At 64.2% G+C, this 18,670-nt stretch carries 12 protein-coding genes; 1 reads left to right on the forward strand and 11 read right to left on the reverse strand.

Annotation, left to right across the window (positions count from 1 at the left end):
* Window positions 1–40: 40 nt before the first annotated feature.
* From HLH36_RS13405 to HLH36_RS13430, 6 genes are all read right to left on the reverse strand, one after another.
* Entirely contained in the window at window positions 41–2,323 is a 2,283-nt protein-coding gene (locus tag HLH36_RS13405; protein WP_182986859.1) for a TonB-dependent receptor, read from the reverse strand.
* A 350-nt stretch (window positions 2,324–2,673) separates the two neighbouring features.
* Window positions 2,674–3,468, reverse strand: coding sequence for an ABC transporter permease (locus HLH36_RS13410; RefSeq protein WP_182986860.1), 795 nt, complete (start codon window positions 3,466–3,468; stop codon window positions 2,674–2,676).
* Entirely contained in the window at window positions 3,465–4,070 is a 606-nt protein-coding gene (locus tag HLH36_RS13415; protein ID WP_220792843.1) for an ABC transporter ATP-binding protein, read from the reverse strand. The genes HLH36_RS13410 and HLH36_RS13415 overlap by 4 nt, the downstream gene beginning before the upstream one ends.
* A gap of 69 nt (window positions 4,071–4,139) precedes the next feature.
* Entirely contained in the window at window positions 4,140–5,186 is a 1,047-nt protein-coding gene (locus tag HLH36_RS13420; RefSeq protein WP_182986861.1) for an ABC transporter ATP-binding protein, read from the reverse strand.
* Window positions 5,179–6,834: an ABC transporter permease gene (locus HLH36_RS13425; protein WP_182986862.1), complete on the reverse strand. Its 1,656-nt coding sequence runs from the start codon at window positions 6,832–6,834 to the stop codon at window positions 5,179–5,181. Before HLH36_RS13425 ends, HLH36_RS13420 begins: the two co-directional genes overlap by 8 nt.
* 26 nt (window positions 6,835–6,860) lie before the next feature.
* Window positions 6,861–7,859, reverse strand: a complete 999-nt coding sequence (locus HLH36_RS13430) for an extracellular solute-binding protein (protein WP_182986863.1) — start codon at window positions 7,857–7,859, stop codon at window positions 6,861–6,863.
* Window positions 7,860–8,021: 162 nt separating this feature from the next.
* Between HLH36_RS13430 and HLH36_RS13435 the strand changes: the two genes are divergently transcribed.
* Complete coding sequence (locus tag HLH36_RS13435; RefSeq protein WP_182986864.1) at window positions 8,022–8,873, forward strand: MurR/RpiR family transcriptional regulator; 852 nt, start codon at window positions 8,022–8,024, stop codon at window positions 8,871–8,873.
* A gap of 92 nt (window positions 8,874–8,965) precedes the next feature.
* Here HLH36_RS13435 and HLH36_RS13440 read toward each other — a convergent pair whose 3' ends face one another.
* The 5 genes from HLH36_RS13440 to HLH36_RS13460 all read right to left on the reverse strand — a co-directional run bounded on the left by HLH36_RS13440 (window position 8,966) and on the right by HLH36_RS13460 (window position 18,399).
* Window positions 8,966–10,378 (reverse strand): sensor histidine kinase, encoded by a 1,413-nt coding sequence (locus tag HLH36_RS13440; RefSeq protein WP_246376823.1) that lies wholly within the window; start codon window positions 10,376–10,378, stop codon window positions 8,966–8,968.
* Window positions 10,368–11,069, reverse strand: a complete 702-nt coding sequence (locus HLH36_RS13445; RefSeq protein ID WP_182986865.1) for a response regulator transcription factor — start codon at window positions 11,067–11,069, stop codon at window positions 10,368–10,370. Before HLH36_RS13445 ends, HLH36_RS13440 begins: the two co-directional genes overlap by 11 nt.
* 314 nt (window positions 11,070–11,383) lie before the next feature.
* Window positions 11,384–14,650, reverse strand: coding sequence for an efflux RND transporter permease subunit (locus HLH36_RS13450; RefSeq protein WP_182986866.1), 3,267 nt, complete (start codon window positions 14,648–14,650; stop codon window positions 11,384–11,386).
* Window positions 14,651–14,846: 196 nt separating this feature from the next.
* Window positions 14,847–16,481, reverse strand: coding sequence for a PEP/pyruvate-binding domain-containing protein (locus HLH36_RS13455; protein WP_182986867.1), 1,635 nt, complete (start codon window positions 16,479–16,481; stop codon window positions 14,847–14,849).
* Entirely contained in the window at window positions 16,471–18,399 is a 1,929-nt protein-coding gene (locus tag HLH36_RS13460) for a DUF47 family protein (RefSeq protein ID WP_182986868.1), read from the reverse strand. Before HLH36_RS13460 ends, HLH36_RS13455 begins: the two co-directional genes overlap by 11 nt.
* Between the last annotated feature and the right edge of the window lie 271 nt (window positions 18,400–18,670).

Here is an 18,670-nt window from a genome sequence, read left to right on the forward strand (position 1 = left end):
CGGCGGGCCCAGGATAAGAGAACGCGACCGATTGGGCGGATCAGAACCCGATGGGCACCGAGATCGACCCGAAGAAACCGCGGCCGGGCTGGGTGTTCCACAGCGCCACGCCCTCGGCCGTCGTCCCGGAATAGGCAAAGATCTTTTTGCTGTCGGCCAGGTTTGTCACGCTGAGCTGAAACTTGATCGGCGGCACGGAATGGTCCTTGCCGTGGACCGTGTAGCCGATCGAAACGTCGAGCTGGTTGAACGGATCAAGCCCGTTCATGGCCTTGCCCGCCGAACTGATCACGCCGGCGCGCGCGCCGATCCATTTATCGATCACCGAGGCATAGAGCCCGTTACGTTCATAGATCAGCCCTCCCGCCGCCGTGGAGTCCGGCGCGTTGGCGATCGGCGCGCCGGTACCCTGGGTCTTGGACTGGTTGAGGCTGCCATTGGCGAACAGCGTGAAGCCCGCACCCAGATGATAGGACGCTTCGCCTTCGATACCGTAATAATCGACGCCACCCTGGTTGTAATAGACCGTCATCGGACCATAGCCGGGGACGTTCTGATTGGCGCTGGTCACGAAATTACTGAAGTTGATGTAATACACATCGCCCGACAGGGTGAAGCGCCGGCTCTGCCAGGCCGTACCGATCTGGTAGTTCATGGTGTTTTCCGGACTGACCTTGTTGGCCGCCGGATCGGGTGTGTAGAAGTAGGCGGCATCGGGCGCCAGGAAGCCGCGCGCGACCTGCAGATAGGCCGACCAGTTCGGGTTGACCATGTAATGCACATTCAGCGACGGCATGGGCGCGCCGTAGGTCTGGTCATAGTTGAGCGGCGTACCAGTCTTCTGATTGACCGGCGCGTTGATCTGGCGAACCATGAGCGCGTATTTGAATCCCGGCGAAATCTCCAGGTTCGGCAGGGGCCGGAACGTCAGTTGCACGTATGGCTGCGCACTGAAATTGTCGAGCGTCATGAGCCGGTTGAGGGGAGCCGCCTGGTTGGTGAATGCACCGGTCGCCCAGTTGATGTTGCCCTGCTGGCGGGTGTCGCCCTGATGTTCCAGCCAGAAGCCGAGCTTCAGCTTCGCCAGACCAAAATCACGCTTGACGGCGAACGTATCGCCCCAGGCACGATAATCCTGCCGCATCGCCTGGCCGTATTCGCAACCCGGACCTGAATTATAGGTCATCTTGTTGGCACCGTACGTTCCGCCGCACGCAACGACATGTCCCTTCCAGACCGGCGCGACATTGAGATACTGCGCCTGGGTGGTGCCGTTCACGTCATTTTCGTTATGACCGTGATGGTAATAAGCGTAAGTATAGGCCTTGTTGTCGATGCTCCAGCCCCCGCCGATATCGGAATTCAGGCCGATATAAGCCATGTCGGTCTGGATGGTATCGACATTGTATTTGAAGTAGTTCTGCGAATTCGGGTTGTTCGACAGGCCGTAATCGGAACCGTAAGCGGCGATTTCGCCTGTCGTCACGCCGGGTGGCGCATGCTGGACCAGATTGTTGTACATCCCCATGAACGTCAGCGTAGTGTGGTCGTTGATCGGCTGGACCCACTTTCCGTAGAAATTGTAACGCTGCTGCCCCGCATAAGTCTGGTAGCCATCGCTCTGCACGCCACCGGCGTCAAAGACGAAAGATGCGTTGTTCAGTTTCTTCATCCGGCCGCTATTGAATTCGCCGCCATAAGTATAGGTATTCCAGGCCCCCATGCTGCCATAGGCTTCGACCGCGCGCCGGTCGGTCGGTGCCTTGCCGTTGACCGCAATGGTGCCGCCGAACGTCGCATAGCCCATCGTGCTGGCATCGCCCGGTCCGCGATCGACGCTGATCTCGCCAAGGTCGTGCGCGGTATAATAACCGGTGGTGTGATGCGTGAAGTTGTTGCCGTCGGCGAATGGTATGCCATCGAACAGGACGTTATACTGACCATCGGAGAATCCGCGGACCGACACCTTGTTTTCTGCCAGACCGGGCCCGTTCGATCCGATGGTCATGACGCTGGGCGAGAGCGCCACCATAGTGTCGTAACTACCCGACGGCGGGATGTTGTTCTCGATAAAGTGCTGGCTGATGACCGATGTCGGCTGGAAGGCTGTCAGCGGCGCCTTGGTCGGAGCCTGATAGGCTGCGGAATCGACTTTCGTGCGGCCGATCGTCTCGATCTGCTCGCCCTTCGGCGCTGCGGCGGCAGCCACCGCCGCACCGTTCTTTCTCGCCGCCCCCGACGTCACCCGGCCTTTCTTCTGCATGGTGTCGCGGGACACATCGGCGGTCGGCGCGGCGTGGGCGGCGGATACGCCAGACATCATGCCCATGCAGACCAGCGCGGTAGAAGCCAGGCCACGTGCCTTGCGCCCCGCCAGACGGCGTGACGATCGCTGACGAAAAAGAACAGGTTGTAACATTTGATCCTCGGAATAGTCGCCGCCGCCTCGGACCCCCCGTAGCGATCACGACACGACCGGCCTTCTATCACGCGACTCAAATCATTTTTGTGAAATTGATATTCCAGTTTTATGAAGAAAATATTTTTTTGTCTCTACTTTGCTTCGCATTCTCAAATAAAATTGCAAAAATATCACGGGAAATTAAAATAAAACGTCTGATGCCTAAAAGATTAGAAATGTAGCTTGAACTACAACCCTCCTTCTGACGCGACTCACCGCGCCAGATGGTCCAGCCGCAATCGTCCCCGCGCGTCGCTGAGCCGCGCCGACGTCAGGACGGCGGACATGGTGGCGCCGATCATGTTCCCGCTGACGATCAGGCTCATCAGCACGATCTGGTATTTCGACGCGTCGAGCGGATTCATCCCGGCCAGGATCTGGCCCGTCATGATCCCCGGCAGGGTGATGACCCCTGCTGCGGCCATCTGGTTCAGGGTCGGGATCAGCGCGGTACGGATCGCCTGGCGGATCAGGCCGTTCATCGCCTCGGCGCGTGTCGCCCCCAGAATCAACCGTGCCTCGATCGCGGCACGCTCGCGCGCGACCATGGACAGAAGCGTGTTCATCGACAGGCTGGTCGCATTCATCACATTGCCCAGCAACAGGCCCGTCATCGGAATGGCGGTGCGCGCCTGGTACCAGGGATGCGGCTGCAAAGCGGTCAGCAGCCCGACCAGCACCACGATGACCGTGCCTGTTGCCGTACTGAACCCGCCAATTCCAAAATGCCATACCGGCGTCAGTCGCGTGACCTGGCGCGACCCGACCTCGAATGTCGCCGCTGAGAACATGAAGGCCAGCACCAGCAGGGTCAGCCAGACCGACGACCGGCCGAAGACGAACAGCAGCACGCTTCCCGTCAGCACCAGTTGGACCGCCATGCGTATGCCAGCGACGATCAGCGTGCGGTGAATGCCCAGCGACAGTACCAGCGACAGCGCCACGCAGCCGACGATCAGCCCCCCCGCCAGGATCATGTCGCCGGTATCCAGCAGAATCGGCGTCATGACTCCGCTCCGACAAAATGCCCCTGCGCCAGTTCGCGGCGCAGGTCGGCCATCCGCGTCGCCTGCGCCGCATCGTGCGACACCAGGACGATCGCGGTCCCTCCGGCCATGGCCTCACGCATCATCGCCTCCACCATCAAGGTCGTCCCGCCGTCCAGGGCGGAACAGGGTTCGTCCATCAGCAGCGCGCGCGGTGCCAGGCGCAGCCCGCGCACCAGGGCCAGGCGCTGCCGTTCGCCGGTGGACAGGCGATGCACCGGATCGTTCAGCACCCCCCCACGCAGGCCGGCCTTCGCCATCAGATCGCGGGTCAGCGCATCGTCGGGCATGTGGTCCAGGACCGAATCCGACCACCAGCCCGGCTCGGCCGGCAGGTACACGACCTGCCGCCGCCAGCGATGGGCCGGCATGCCGGAACAGAACCGCCCGTCCAGCGCCACGTCGCCCTGATGGGGGTCGAGATCCGCCATCATGCGCAGCAGCACGGATTTGCCGGCGCCGGACATGCCGGTAATGACCAGGCACGCTCCCGCCGGCACGTCGAATGCGAATGGCCCGGCATGGCCATTGCGCAAGGCGCGCACGGAAAGACCCCGCGACAGCACATCGTCGGCCCGGGGCGCGGAAACGCCTTCGATCACGCTGATACCACCCGTTCGCTTCGACACGGCTCAGGACGCCGGATAGGCGAAGAGGTGCTGACCGTCGAACGTCAGGAAAGCCTGCTCGGGTGGACTCTCGGCCTCCAGACTATGCACCGACCAGTCCAGGGACGGCAGATGCCACAGGGTGCGCCAGCGCCCCGCCTCGAATGTCATGTCCATCCGCATCGCGACATGACCGCGCGCCCCCCGCCGCACACCTTCGGGACGCAGATAGGCACAAGCCGGTCCCTCATTGTCCACACCGACCGTCGTCACGTCCTGAAACCCGCCGGCACCGTCGAACCCCCATTGCCTGTCACGGCGGCGCAGCATGACCGGCAACGCGCCCTCGGCGCCGGTCATACGCGCGATGCGCGGCGAAAGCGGGCGGCGGTACAGCCCGTCCGGCGCGGCATCCTGCACGATCTGCCCGCCTTCCAGCATCAGGACACGGTCGGCCAGGCGCCAGACATCGACCGGATCGTGGGTCACGAACAATGCGGAACATCCCGTCTCGCGCACCAGGCGGCGGATCTGGTCGCGCATGCGGCCGCGCACCTCGACATCCAGCCCCGACAGGGGTTCGTCCAGCAGCAGCAGGTCCGGCCGCGCCGCAAGCGCCCGTGCCAGGCCGACCCGCTGCTGCTGGCCGCCCGACAATTGCGCGGGATAGCGCCCCTCCAGCCCCGCCATGGACATGTCACGCAACAGCGCGCGGGCCCGCTCCCCGCGGTCACGCCCGCGGCCGGGCATGGCTGTCACGATATTATCCAGACAGGTCAGATGCGGCCACAACGCATAATCCTGAAAGACCATGCCCAGGCCGCGCCGTTCCGGCGGCACGAAAATACCATCGGCATGATTGTCGACCCGCCTGCCGCGCAGCGTCACGCACCCCGCATCGGGCCGTTCCAACCCCGCGACCAGGCGGATCATGGTTGTCTTGCCGGACCCGGAGCCCCCCATCAGCAGCACGAACTGCCCGCGCGGAACATCGAGGGTAACGCCGCGCAGAACCCTTGTCCGACCATGGGATTTCACGATTCCATCCAGAGACAGGATGTTTTCAGGCATTTTCTTGCTCCAGGGACGGGGCTGTCCGGGCATTTCCGGCCCCTCCCATCCGTTCCGGTCCGGAACCGACCACCAGGCGAGGCACCAGGATAATCGCGGCCGCCGTCACCGCCAGGCAAATCCCCATCGCGACCAGCGCCAGCCGGGCCTCGGCACCGTAATGCAATGTATCATCCAGAGACAGCAGCTTGACACCCAGGGGCGCACTGCCCGCGGGATACAGGATTTCCGACAGGGGCAGTTCAAAAAACAGGGTCACGAACACCATGCCCCACGCCCAAGTCAGCCGCCGGAACAGCAGCGGCAGGTAGATCCGTTCCACCCGCCGCGCCAGCGACACCCCGTGCACGCGCGCAGCCTCGCCCAGCCCGCGATGCAGGTGCGCGAACGGCGCGTCGAGAAAGCGGATGGCGATCGGAAGGTGGCTGGCGGTATAAGCCAGGATCAGCAAAGCTGGCGTGCCGTACAGGGACAGGACACGCCCGTTGAACGCAATCACATAGGCGGCACCGAGTATGACGCCCGGCACTGCCATGTTGGCCGATGTCAGCCACAGCAGCATGCGCGCCACCACACGTCCCGAACCGCCGGCACGCATGCGCCCGCCCAGGATCAGGGCAGCCAGCAGAACGGCGAAGACCGCCGAAACGAAGGCATAGCGCAGCGACAGGCCGATCCCGCGCCACCCTTCCCCGTCGATCAACAGCGCATCGCCGCTACCGGTGTCGCCCATGGCCTGGGCCGCCAGGGCCAGCAGCGGCACCACCTCCCCCGCCAGCAGGATGCCCACGGTAAGAGACCACGCCAGCACGGTCATCCCCCGGCCGCAGGGCGCGACACCGGGACGATGCCGATGTCCTCCGCCCGCCATCGCGCTGCGCCGCGCCAGCACGGCCTGCACCACCAGGGCCGCCAGGGCCAGCAGTACCAGAACCCAGCTCAGCCGGGCGGCCCGGGTGAAATCAAGCGGAACGGTCGAGAGATCCTGATATATGGCATAGATGACCAGCGGCATGCGCGCCTGCGCGCCCAGGGTCGCCGCGATGCCGAAATCCTGTGATGCAGCCACCACCTGTATCGTGAATATGCTGCCGGATACCGGCAGAAGAAGCCGCAGCGTCAACCATGCGCGCCGCCACGCCGCGGGCACATGCACCCGCGATGCCGCATCCATGTCCGCACCAACCGCGTGCCATCCCGCGCGCGCCGCCACCGACGAAAAGGCCAACCCCTTGACCGTCAGCAGCGCAACGATCCCAGCCTCGCCATACAACAGGTGGCCGGCCGCCCCACCGGCCAGGAACGGCGCGGCAACCACGATCTGCCAGCCCATGGTCAGCAGATAGCTTGGCATCAGGAAGATACCCCACAGCGCCGCGGACAGCAGCCCCGCCCCACGCCACCGCCGACGTTCCAGCAGGAAACCGGCCAGAAGCCCAGGCGGAATGACCAGCAGCCCGGCTTCGGTGCTGAGGCGCACCGTGTTCCACAACGCTCCGGATGACAGGCCAGGGCCGGACGCCGCCCCCAGGCCGGGCAGAGGCGCCCAGTCCGGCATCAGCGGCAGCATCAGGAAGCGCGTCAGCGGATAGAGGAAACAGACTGCGATGACGGCACCGAACAGCACCGACGGCCCGCAAATTCCCATAAACCCGATCCAACGCCGCGCACCGCTCACCGCATGATCTCCTGCTGGAACCAGCCGGTCACCTCAGCCTGGCGCGGCCCCCAGATATCGGGGTCCGGATGCGACAGGACGATCCCGCCCGCATCCGGCAGGTCGGGCTGGGCGGGCCGGGCGGTCACGGGCCAGAACAATCGCTCGGCACCGGGCTGGCGCATGCGCTGGGACTGGATATCGGGGCGCATGATGAAACGCAGGAAAGACGCGGCCTCCTGCTGGCGGGCCGCTGGCCGGTCCGCCGCCACCGCCGCGACGGCAGGCAGGACGAAGGCCGGAGAGGGAATATCGACGACATAGTCGGGATTGGCGCGCGCCAGGGCAATCGCCGCCGCACTCTGCACGATCGCGGTCCCGATCCGCCCCACGCGCAGGGCCACCAGGACCGATGGGTTTGAAGGCCCGACCAGCAATCCACCCGCGACCATTCGCCGCAATGCCGCCTGTCCCGCCGGCCAGCCGCCATTCAGCGCCAACATCCCGGCCAGAAGCGGATAGGCCGGGCCGGACAATGCCGGATTGGCCATCCCCACGCGCGCGGCCCCCATGATATCGCGCCAGTTTCGTGGCGCGTGGCCCTGATCGCGGCGCGACAGGAAAACGCCCGCCAGCGTGAACCCGGTCACCTCATAGGATCTGTCGGCCGGCTGCAGGTCCCGTCCGGTCGGCGTCCAATCCAGCTCCGGCACCACGCCATGCGCCAGCAGGCGCGCCCGATCCAGGGCCACGGCGCCGCCATCGCCCTCGAACCACACGGCGTCCCAACGCGGATGATGCGCCTCGGCCGACACGCGTGCCAACAGCATCCCGCCTGGCATCGTCAGCACGGTTGCCGGCCGACCGGTTTCGCGGGCATAGGCGGCGACGATGGCAGGCGCCACGCCGACCGAACTATAGATGACCAGCCCCGGCCCACGCCCGCCCGTCAGGCTGGCCAGACACCACAGAACCAGCAGCAGCAGCGCGACGGAGGCCACACGCACGCGTGTCATGTCGGTCCCGTCATCCTGATCCGCACTCCGTAGCCGATGCAACGTGGTTCCTCTACAATTGTCGCAAACACTACGGAATGAAGGTTTGATGAACTTGGTGTCCCAACCTGCCCCGCCTGCTATGCCGGCGCGTTCGTGACGAATCCGGAGGCCCGAAACGTCTTGAAACCCGACCCGATCGCCGAGAGCCTGCGTCCCGATTCGGGACTGACCCCGATGGCGCGTCGGGTCGTCCAGTTCATCCACGCCAACCGTCCGCTGGCCCTGGCCAGTTCGGCGGCCGAATTGGCCGAACGGATCGGCACCTCCGATGCAACCGTGATCCGTTCGGTGCAGGCCATGGGATTCGACAGTCTGGCGGCCCTGCGTGCCGCATTGATCGCCAGCCTGACCCATGCGCGCGACCCGGCATCGGCATTATCCAGGACGATCGAAGATATCGGTTCGGACCTCGACGACGCCGTCGGCGGCATCCTGCAGACCCATGCGGACATGGCGGCCGCCCTGCAACATCCGGCCACGCGCCGGCATATCGCCGACGCCGTGCGGGCGCTGCATCCCTGTCCGCGCATCGTGGTCTTCGGCATCGGTCCTTCCAGGGGGCTGGCCGACTATATCTGCCGGGCCCTGAACCGAAACGGCCTCACCAGCCTGCCGATCGGCACCACCGGCCGCGCCTTCGCCGACGATCTGGTGGCGCTGCGTCCGGGCGACGGCGTCATCATCATGGCCTACGGGACGCCGTATCGCGAAATTGCGCTCCTGTTTCGCGAAACCAGGCGAATGGGCCTGCCGGCCGTGCTGGTCACCGACCGGATCGCGGCAGCCGATGTGCCGCCCGGCACCGTCATCGTATCGGCAATGCGCGGCAAGGAGGAACATATCGCCCTGCATTCAGCGACAGTGGCCGTTCTGGAAGCCATTGCCTTCGGCCTGTCGGTCGCCCGTCGCGATCATACTATGGCAACATTGGACCGCCTGAACGATTTCCGGAACCAGATCGAACAGTTCTGAACATTCTTTTGAAATGCGCGTGAGCGGGATCGGCTCGGAAGAGGACGGAGGCGGATTCCAGGCGATTCCGCAGGATGTCGCGCTCCCGTCGATCATGGTCCGGACTGGCCGGCCTGGATGCGTGCCCTGTTCTCGCATGGAAGGGCGATCAGGCAGCGCAATCCAGGCCCGTTATCACTCAATGTGATGGTGCCGGCATGCAGATGCACGATCGCACGGACCATGCTGAGCCCCAATCCATTCCCCGCTTCCGAACGACTATTATCGAGCCTGACGAAACGGTCGAACACCCGCTCAAGATCGCCTGCGGGAATGCCGCCGCCATTGTCGGAAATGACAAGCTGCACGCCGCCTTCCCCGATCGAGACCTCGAGCGTGATCGTGCTGCCCGGCGGTGTGTGATGAATCGCGTTTTCCAGAAGATTCGCGAGCATCTGGCGCAGCAGAACCGGCTGACCGGTCACGATCGCCTCAGGCGGGTGCGTCACGCGGAGAGTCTGCCGATGGTCTTCGATGATCGGCAGATAGATCTCCACCATTTCGCTGATCAGGACGACAAGATCCACCGCGCTGAACTCGTCACTCTGTGTCCGGGCCTCGATCTGGGCCAGGTCGAGGAGCGAGCCGAAAATCTCCAGCGCCCTGTCGAGTTCCTCTATCGAAAGATCGATCTGGTCTTTCAGCCCATCGACCGTCTCTTCACGATCCCTTGCCCTCTCCAGCCTGTGCCGCAGGCGTGAAAGGGGGCTGCGCATGTCATGGGCGATATCATTCGACACCTGGCGCAGGCTGACGATCAGGGTTTCATTCTGCCCCAACATCGCATTGAGGCTCTGCGACAGATGGTCGAATTCGTCGCCCGTCCCGCGCAGCGGTATACGGCGCGCGATATTGCCGCGCATGATGCTGCGCGCCGTCATGCTGATGCTCTCGATCCGTTTCAGGACCGCATTGCTCAGCAGCATGCCGCCGGCCAGGCCCAGGGTCATGAAGCCGAGGGAACTCCAGGCGACCGTGTTCCACAGATCATGTCTCAGCCGTGTCAACTGCGACGCATCGATCCCGACAAAGTAATAGCCGCCGTCAGAAAGTCGATATCCCTCGCCATAGACCGCGACCCGATGCGCGTCCTGGGGCAGCCGATGCGCCCAGGACAGCCATCGCGGTCCGGTGACCGGCCGCAGATGCAGCATGTTGCCCGCGACGACAATCTGTGCCCTGTCCTGCAAAAGATAGAAGAATCCAGGTTCGTTCCTGACAAGGGCTTTCACCACGGGCAGAAAATGGCTGACATCGGGCTGTCCCGCCGCGGCAAAGGTCTCCTCGCCTTCGTTGGTGATCGCCCGGCGGATCTGGCGCTCGAACAGGTGCTGGTTATGAAATCCTGTCAGGATGGTGATCAGCATGCCGGAGAGCAGGAAGAAACCGACGAAGCTGGTCACGATCCGGAAAGAGGATGTGCCGGCAATCTGCCTGATCGCGGCGATCCCACGCCTAGGGCTCAAGATCGGACTCTCTCATCACATAGCCGGCTCCCTTGATGGTATGGATCAGCGGCCTGTCATGTCGTCCCAGCTTCTCCCGCAACCGGGAGAGATGCGTTTCGACGATATTCGTGCGAACCGGGAAATCCATGTCCCACACATCCTTCAGCAACATCCGGCGCGAAATGATCGTTCCGGGATTGCGCATGAAATATTCAAGAAGCTTCAGCTCCTGTGGCTGCAGGTGGATCTTTTCTCCGCGCCTCGTGGCCTCCCGGCTCAGCAGGTCAAGCGCGACGTCGGCGACGCACAGCATTGTCACGTGCTGGCTCGGCGTGAACCTGCGCAGCAATACCTGCACCCGCGCGACAAGCTCCCGCAGCGCAAACGGCTTGATCATATAATCATCGGCGCCATGGCGAAGACCACGGACGCGACTGGATACCCCATCCATCGTCGTCAGAAACAGCACGGGCGTCATGATGTCGCGTTCGCGCATCTGGGTCAGGATCTCCAGCCCGCCCAGCCCCGGAAGCATCCGGTCGAGAATCACGATGTCCCATCGCTCCGAAAGGGCACGCCGTAATCCGTCCGGCCCATTCGCGACGGCAAAGACATCGATATCATGCTCCGCCAGGCCTTCCCGCAGATACGCCGCCGTCGCCGGGTCGTCCTCGACCAGAAGCAGGCGCGCGCGCGCGGTCAGGGCCATCGAAACAGAAAGATCATCTGGCTTGTCTCTCCTCCTTGCTGTTGCCCGTCAGGCCGCCAGCCGGACGAAACGGGCGGCATAGTAGCAGCAGAACCCGCGGAGAAAGCACCAGCAATGGCCTGAGCGGCCCTAATTGGCATTTGTTAATTTTTTGATTGCAATGCTTTGGAAGAAGATGCCGACAGGTCTATGCCACCGGAAACGACAATGGATGTCCGTCTTGCCGCCTCTTTGGCGTCTCTTTTTTATGCTGTCTTGACAGGCGTGGTCCTTATTGTCTGGTACGGTGCGTTCTAGGCCCCACGCCGTGGCGATTATCGCATCATGTTTACCGGGGACAATTTCTCCCGCGCCCGATGGATGGATGAACAATATAGCGCCAGTCTGCCCAGATAGAGGTAGATGACCGGCGTGGTATAAAGTGTCAGTGCCTGGCTGACAGCCAGCCCCCCGATGATCGCGATGCCAAGCGGCCGCCGCAGTTCCGCGCCATAGCCATGCCCCAGGATAAGCGGCAGCGCCCCCAGTGCGGCGGCGAATGTCGTCATCATGATCGGGCGGAACCGGAGCAGGCAGGCCTCACGCATCGCCTGCTCGGGCGGGACGCCACGTTCGCGCTCGGCATCCAGGGCAAAATCCACCAGCATGATGGCGTTCTTTTTGACAATGCCGATCAGCAGGATCACGCCGATCATGGCCATCAGCGAAAAATCCTCCCCGAACACCCACAGGGCCACCAGCGCACCCACCCCGGCGGAGGGCAGGGTCGACAGGATCGTCAGCGGATGGACGTAGCTTTCATACAGAATGCCCAGCACCATATAGACTGCCGCCAGCGCGGCGACGATCAGCAACGGCTCGCTGCTGGAGGAACTCTGCAACTGCGCGGCATTCCCGACAAACGCACCATGGATCGAAGGGGGCAGATGCAGGGCCAGAACCTGCGCCTCCACAACCTGCATGGCCCGGCCGAGGGGGACGCCCGTCGGCAGGTTGAAGGATATGGTGGTCGCGACTTCCTGCCCCTGATGGTTGATGGCAAGCGGCGTCAGACCCGCAATGGTGCGGGTGACGAAGGTCAGCGGCACCATCGTTTCCGCGCCGGTCGATACGGCTGATCCGGTCGAGGCCGAGCGACCGCCCGCCAGCGTGTTGGCGATCTGGTTGAGGAAGGATTGCGCGCCCTGCGCGCCCGCAGCACTCGTCGCCGCGGCTATGCGCACGCGCACGGTATTGGACTGCGTGCCGCCAGGCGGACTGCCGCCGGAAGTGCTGATCCACGCTTGCCGCAGGGAAGACGGGTCCTGCCAGAAACGGGGATCGACCTCCATGACCACGCGATATTGATTCAGGCTGTTATAGATGACGGACGCCGCGCGCTGCCCATAGGCGTCGAACAGCATGTTGGAGACAAGCTGCGGCGTCAGTTGCATCCTGGCTGCCAGGTCCCGGTCGATGGCAACGTTCACCGCCTGCCCGCCCAGCAGCACGTCGGACGACACATCCATAAGGGCCGCCTGGTGGGTCAGTGCGGTCGTCAGCCTCTGGGTCCAGTCATAAAGCTCCGCCGGATTGTCGCCCTGCAGCGTATATTGGTAGGCGGCATTGCTGGGCCGCGCGCCGATGCGGATGGCACCGCGCTGCAGGGCGAAGAAGCGGGCGCCCGTCATACCCGCCAGCCGCCGGTTCAGATGGGCGATGGTCGTCGAGGGCGGATAGGGGCGCCGGGACTTGTCGGTCAGGCGAATGAAGATATTCCCCTGGTTCGAAGATCCGCGACCGCCCAGAAAGCCGGCCACGGCCGCCACATCCGGGTCCTTCAGAAGCGCGGCCTGCGCCTCGTCCATCTTGCGGGTCATCGCCTGGAACGAAATGGCCTGGTCCCCCATCACCCGCCCCAGCAGCATGCCGGTATCCTCGTCGGGAAAGAGGCCCTTGGGCATCTGCGTATAGACCATGATCGTCAACCCGACCGTTGCGGGCAATGTCAGCACCATGATGCGCCGGTGACGCAGCGACCATTCAAGGCTGCCTGCATAGGCACGCAAGACCCTGTCATGGACCTGTTCCAGACGGGTCGCGAACCGCCCCGGTGTCTGCGAAGCAGCCCGCACGATCCGCGCACAGAGCATGGGCGTGAGACTGAGGGACAATGCCAGGGAAACGAGAAGACTGACCGAAACCGTCATGGCGAATTCGTGAAACAGGCGGCCGGCAATCCCCCCCATCAGGAGAATCGGCAGAAAGACCGCAATCAGCGAAAGGGTAATCGACAGGACGGTAAAGGCGACTTCACCGGCGCCCCGGATAGCGGCTTCAAAGGGCGTGGTCCCCGTCTCGACATGGCGACTGATATTCTCCATGACCACGATGGCGTCATCGACCACGAATCCGGTCGAGATGGTCAGCGCCATCAGCGACATGTTGTCGAGCGAATAGCCCAGCATGCTGATCACCCCCAGCGTGCCCATGATGGACGTGGGAATGACCAGCGCGGGCACGCATGTCGTCCGCCATGTCCCGAGAAACAGCAGAACCGTCAGCACGACAAGCAGGACGGACAGGACAAGCGTCATGCGCGTGTCGGCCAGTGAAGCCCGAATCGTCAGCGAACGGTCCATGACCGTCTGCAGGTCGATCCCCGGCGGAAGCGAAGCCTGGAGACGCGGCAACGTCATGTTGATCTGGTCGAGGGCCTGTACGATATTCGCCCCGGCCTGCATGAACACCTGCACGACAATGGCGGGCTTGCGGTCGAAATAGCCGGCATTGCGCACGTCTTCGACACCATCCTCTACCTGCGCGATATCCGTCAGCCGTACCGGCCGGCTGTTTCGCCAGGCGACGACGAGGTCACGATAGGCCTGCGCGCTCCGGGCCTGATCGTTTGTCTCCAGCGTGAAGCGCCTGTCCCCCTGGTCGATGAAGCCCTTGGGCGTATGAGCATTCGCCGAAGCCAGGGCCGCGCGGATATCCTCGAATCCGATGCCGAATTTGTACAGCGGCAAAGGGTTCATCTCGACGCGCACGGCAGGCAGGGCGCTGCCGCTGACCTGCACCAGCCCGACCCCCTTCACCTGTGCCAGGCGCGGAAGGATGAGATTGGACGCCTGATCGTAGAGCTGGGGCAGCGTGTAGGTATCCGACGTCAGCGCCAGGATCAGCGATGGCGGCCCGTTGGGGTTGGCCTTCGAATAGCTCGGGTTCTGGCGAAGCGTGGTCGGCAGATCCGCCCGTGCCGCCTGGATCGCGGCTTCCACATCGCGCGCCGCGCCATTGATGTCGCGCGAGAGCGCGAATTGCAGCGTGACGCGCAACTGCCCCTGGCTGGACTGGGACGTCATTTCGGTCAGGTCGGCGATACTGCCCAGATGCCGCTCCAGCGGTTCGGCGATGGAACTGGCAATCTGCTCGGGCGAGCCTCCCGGCTGCTGTGCCTGAACCTGGATGACGGGAAAATCGATATTCGGCAGGTCTGCGACGGGCAGCGCGACATAGCCGACGACGCCGCACAGAATGCACGCCACACTCAGTAATATGGTCGCCACGGGCCGGCGGATAAAGACAGTCGTCAGAAACATCGCGCATACTCTGGATTCCACCGGGCAGACAGCAGGATGCGGCGCATCCCATGGTGGTGGTCATCGTCTTCCGACAGGGAATCTCCATCCCGAAATATTGTGCGTCCAGCACATGAACCCTAAAATCTTCCCAACCGGCTCAGCGATATTCAGACACAAGACCGACCCAGACCCGCATTTTCAGCATCGGGACGCTTTAGCCTGACGGGAGCGCAATCCCGGGCGGCATGCCGGGTCCCGCCCGCATCCAGCTTTCCACTGTCGCCAATTCATCATATGGGCGCACTTCGTCGATTGTGATACGTCCCTCATAGATGCTGCCGCTTTCTCCATCGAGCGTGATCTCCGCCCCGCTGTCGAAACGCCTTCCCGCGATCACACAGTTTTTCCGGTCGGGCGCAACCACCAGGTCGGCGCATCCGACAATGGCGACCTTGCCGAGTTCGCGCGCCACGACCGCCGCATGGCTGGTACGGCCGCCATGCGCCGCAAGCAGCCCCTCGGCACTGGCGATTCCTTCGATATCCTCGGTCAGAAGGTCATTGCTGACCAGGATGGCCGGCCGCCCCTGCCGGGCAAACTGCCGGGCGACGTCCGCGCTCATGACAATGGCGCCCGTCGCGGCACCTATCCCGGCCGGCGTTCCTTTGGCAATCGCATCGCCATGCGCGCCCACCACGCTCCGGCGCGTGATGGCAGCGTAATCCAGCCCGTCCAATTGCCGCAGCGCCTCCTCGACGCCGATCAGGCCCTCGCGCACCATATCGACGGCGATCTTCAGCCGCGCCCAGGCGGATCGCTTGCCCGCGCGGGTCTGCAACAGGAAAAGCCGCCCGTCTTCCACGGTGAATTCGAAATCCTGCATATCATGGAATCTGTCTTCCATCTGCCGGGCGACATGCTCCAGGCCCTGTGCGACCTGCGGCATGATGCGGGACAGCGTGATGGCGGGGGTGACACGCCTGCGGCCGGACACCACGTCATCGCCCTGGGCGTTGAAGGAAAAATCCAGATAAAGCCGCCGCTCGCCCGTCGCAGGGTCACGCGTGAATCCCACGCCCGATCCCGATTTCGGTCCCGAATTGCCATAGACCATGCGCTGCACGGTCACCGCCGTCCCAGGCTGGTCCGTCAGGGACCTGATCCGCCGATAGGTTTTCGCGCGCTCCGACTCCCATGACCGGAACACCGCATCCACCGACAGCAGAAGCTGCTCCATGGGCGTATCGGGAAAGGCCCGTCCGGACAGGTCCTCGAAAATATCCAGATACCGCGACGCCAGGCCGCGCAGGGACAAGGTATCGAGATCGGACAGGCTCCCCGCCTGCCCTGCCAGCAGGGCCCCTGCCGATGCATCCTCGAAGGGCGCCGGGTCCAGGCCATGCACCACCTGCCCGTACGAGCGGACCAGTCGCGCATAACAGTCCCAGACAAGGCGGGGATCGCCCGTCAGCGCCATCATCCCCGGCAGGGTCGCGCGCGTCAGTCCCACATTCAGGATCGTATCGAGCATGCCGGGCATCGAGATAGGGGGACCCGAGCGGACCGAAACCAGCAATGGCCGCCGCGCGTCGCCGAACGCCAGGCCGGTCGCCTGCTCCAGACGGCTCAGCGGGCCGGCGACGCGCGCCCGGAATTCGTCCATCGGCGGCGGCCCATCGGCGATCCATTGGGCGCAGAGCGAGGTCGGCAGGACGAACCCGGGCGGTACAGGCAGGCCCATCGCGGCCAGAACCACAAGATTGAAGGCCTTCCCGCCAAGCAGGGACAGCGCCTCCGCCGGGGGCGGCAATATGCCCGCTTCGATGATCTGGATGGGGTCAGGTTGCAAACCACTCTCCCACGGCATGATCCGAGACGAGGCGACCCGCATTCAGCAACGCATCCGCCACCTCCTCCAGCCCGCCGCCCACGGCGGTCGCGACATGGAACAGCCGGGCGTCGACATCCGCCTGCATCAGATGCGTGAACAGACCGCGCTGGATGTCGTCCGTTGCATGCTCATGCTCGTGCAGCCGGTCGAGCAACCCCATGAACGCGCGCATGTCCCCCCGCGCGACGGTCCGGTGCCCGTTGCGCAGCGCGCACAGCAGACGGACATAATCCCTGACCGCCATGATGGCGCCCTCGACCAGAAGCAGGAACCGCTCGCGCAACCCGACAGGCAGGTCGCGGGGCAGAAATTGCAGAAGAAACGCCACCTCCTCGAATGTGTCGGCCGCATCGTCGGCCTCCGAGGCGATCATGCGCCAGGCGCGCACCTTGCCGTCGCGGGACAGGTCGCATATGCGCCCCACCTGCCGATCGGCAAGGGCTTCCCAGACCTTGGCCCGCGTGGCAGCCCCGGCGGGGTCCGCAACAATGTCCAGCAGCGTGGCATGCACCAGGTTGCCCAGGTCAAGGATCAGCGCGGCATGGTCCACGGCCTCATCAAGAATGCGGTCGGCCATGGAGCCCACGCGCATCATCAATTCCGCCTGCAACAGATCGCGGATCACGAAGGGCGACCGGCCATCGCGCAGGGACTCGCTGGCGATGCGCAACGTCTCCCGCAGGAATACCGTCGCCTCGTCCCGGCCGAGCGCACGCTCCAGGGAGGTATAGGAGACACCGCTGATCCGCGACACGGTTTCCAGCAGATCCTCGATCACCACCTCACCGCCGATTTCCAGATAGGCGCGGTGGCCATATTCATGATCGGCGGCCCAGTCCAGAATCGCGACCGCCTCCCGTCGCGCGACGAAACGGCCCAGGCTTTTCCGCGCCTTGTTCCAGTCGATGAGAAAGACCAGTGACGCTCCCAGTTCCTCCAGCGCGGTATCGAGCGTGGCCAGGTCGGGGGCCTCGAACGTTCCCACCGTAACCAGGAAAACATCATCCTCTCCCCCCCGCGCGCGCCGGTTGGAGACCGTCCACGAAAACCGGGGCAGGCGCCTCTGGAAAAAATCCAGTCGCTGCTTGTGAATATCACTATGGATAATGGTCAGGCGGCGCTCTTCGATCCGGGCGATCAGCACATGCGCGTCGGTCGTGCCCAGATCGTTCTGGATGGTCATATGACTGCCGTCGCGCATCGCGTTGGTGGCCAGCCCCGGATGGTTGAACTTCAGCGGCGCCGTTCGATTCAGCCCACGCATGAAGGCGACCAGGCGCTCCCTGTCCGCCGGGCCCAGCAGATAGGCGCGGGCGCCGGCAACATCGGCCTCCGCCAGGCCGGCGGCGATGTCGTTGATGGCCTTGTGCATCTCCATCACCAGGAGATGGAACGACACCTCATCCTCGCCCGAAACGCGCGACAGCCGCGAGACCAGGCCCGTCGGCAACACGTCGCCGTCCAGATGAAGGGACGCGCGAAGCGTCTCCTCGCGCCCGCGGAATGCGGCGGCCGCCGCACGGTCGAACAGGCGCGCACCCGCGCCCGCCTCCACCGCCGCGCACATGCGCGACAGATCGTCCCGCAGGCGCGCCATCACCCCGCCGATCTCCGGCACCCGGACACCGTCGCCGGTTCGCTCCAGCAGGGCGGGCGCATCATAAAGCGGGTCACGGTCCAGCCCGGCCATCGTCCGCTCGGCCGCCAGGCCGGCAAAACGCCCACGATCGTCCCGGTCCGACGCCTCGACGGCCTGCAGCCAGCTCAGCGCGAACTTTATGCGGCCATTCGCGGCCAGCCCGTCCGCAACCAGGTTGGGCAGGAGCAGCGCGCCCGGCGCAAGCTCGGCAACCACACCCTGCTTCTGAATGGTCATTCCGTCTTCCCTTCCCAGGAGGCCGGCCGGGCCGTTGACCATGTCGGTCGCGGGGAAACATGGTCCCTAAACGCCGTCATGGTGTCCGGTTGCATGCGATATGCCGCCCGTCATCACGAATCCCGGCGTGCGATTGAAGGGGCGCCGGCACACGCGCATCTAGGGTCATCGGGTGTATTCCGCAGGCGTATTCCGCAGGGGGGCACCCAAAACATTCATGCAGTGGTCCGCCGATATCCGACAGGCCACTCCGCAGCGGGGACCGCGTGTC

The sequence above is a fragment of the Gluconacetobacter aggeris genome (assembly GCF_014174395.1).
Classification (GTDB): domain Bacteria; phylum Pseudomonadota; class Alphaproteobacteria; order Acetobacterales; family Acetobacteraceae; genus Gluconacetobacter; species Gluconacetobacter aggeris.

What these genes read in the sequence shown, in the direction of transcription:
- HLH36_RS13430 (WP_182986863.1), bottom strand. Translation starts at nt 7,859, where the DNA reads ATGACACGCGTGCGTGTGGCCTCCGTCGCGCTGCTGCTGCTGGTTCTG.
- HLH36_RS13405 (WP_182986859.1), bottom strand. Translation starts at nt 2,323, where the DNA reads ATGATGTCTGGCGTATCCGCCGCCCACGCCGCGCCGACCGCCGATGTG.
- HLH36_RS13425 (WP_182986862.1), bottom strand. Translation starts at nt 6,834, where the DNA reads ATGGGAATTTGCGGGCCGTCGGTGCTGTTCGGTGCCGTCATCGCAGTC.
- HLH36_RS13420 (WP_182986861.1), bottom strand. Translation starts at nt 5,186, where the DNA reads ATGCCTGAAAACATCCTGTCTCTGGATGGAATCGTGAAATCCCATGGT.
- HLH36_RS13460 (WP_182986868.1), bottom strand. Translation starts at nt 18,399, where the DNA reads ATGACCATTCAGAAGCAGGGTGTGGTTGCCGAGCTTGCGCCGGGCGCG.
- HLH36_RS13450 (WP_182986866.1), bottom strand. Translation starts at nt 14,650, where the DNA reads ATGTTTCTGACGACTGTCTTTATCCGCCGGCCCGTGGCGACCATATTA.
- HLH36_RS13410 (WP_182986860.1), bottom strand. Translation starts at nt 3,468, where the DNA reads ATGACGCCGATTCTGCTGGATACCGGCGACATGATCCTGGCGGGGGGG.
- HLH36_RS13445 (WP_182986865.1), bottom strand. Translation starts at nt 11,069, where the DNA reads ATGGCCCTGACCGCGCGCGCGCGCCTGCTTCTGGTCGAGGACGACCCG.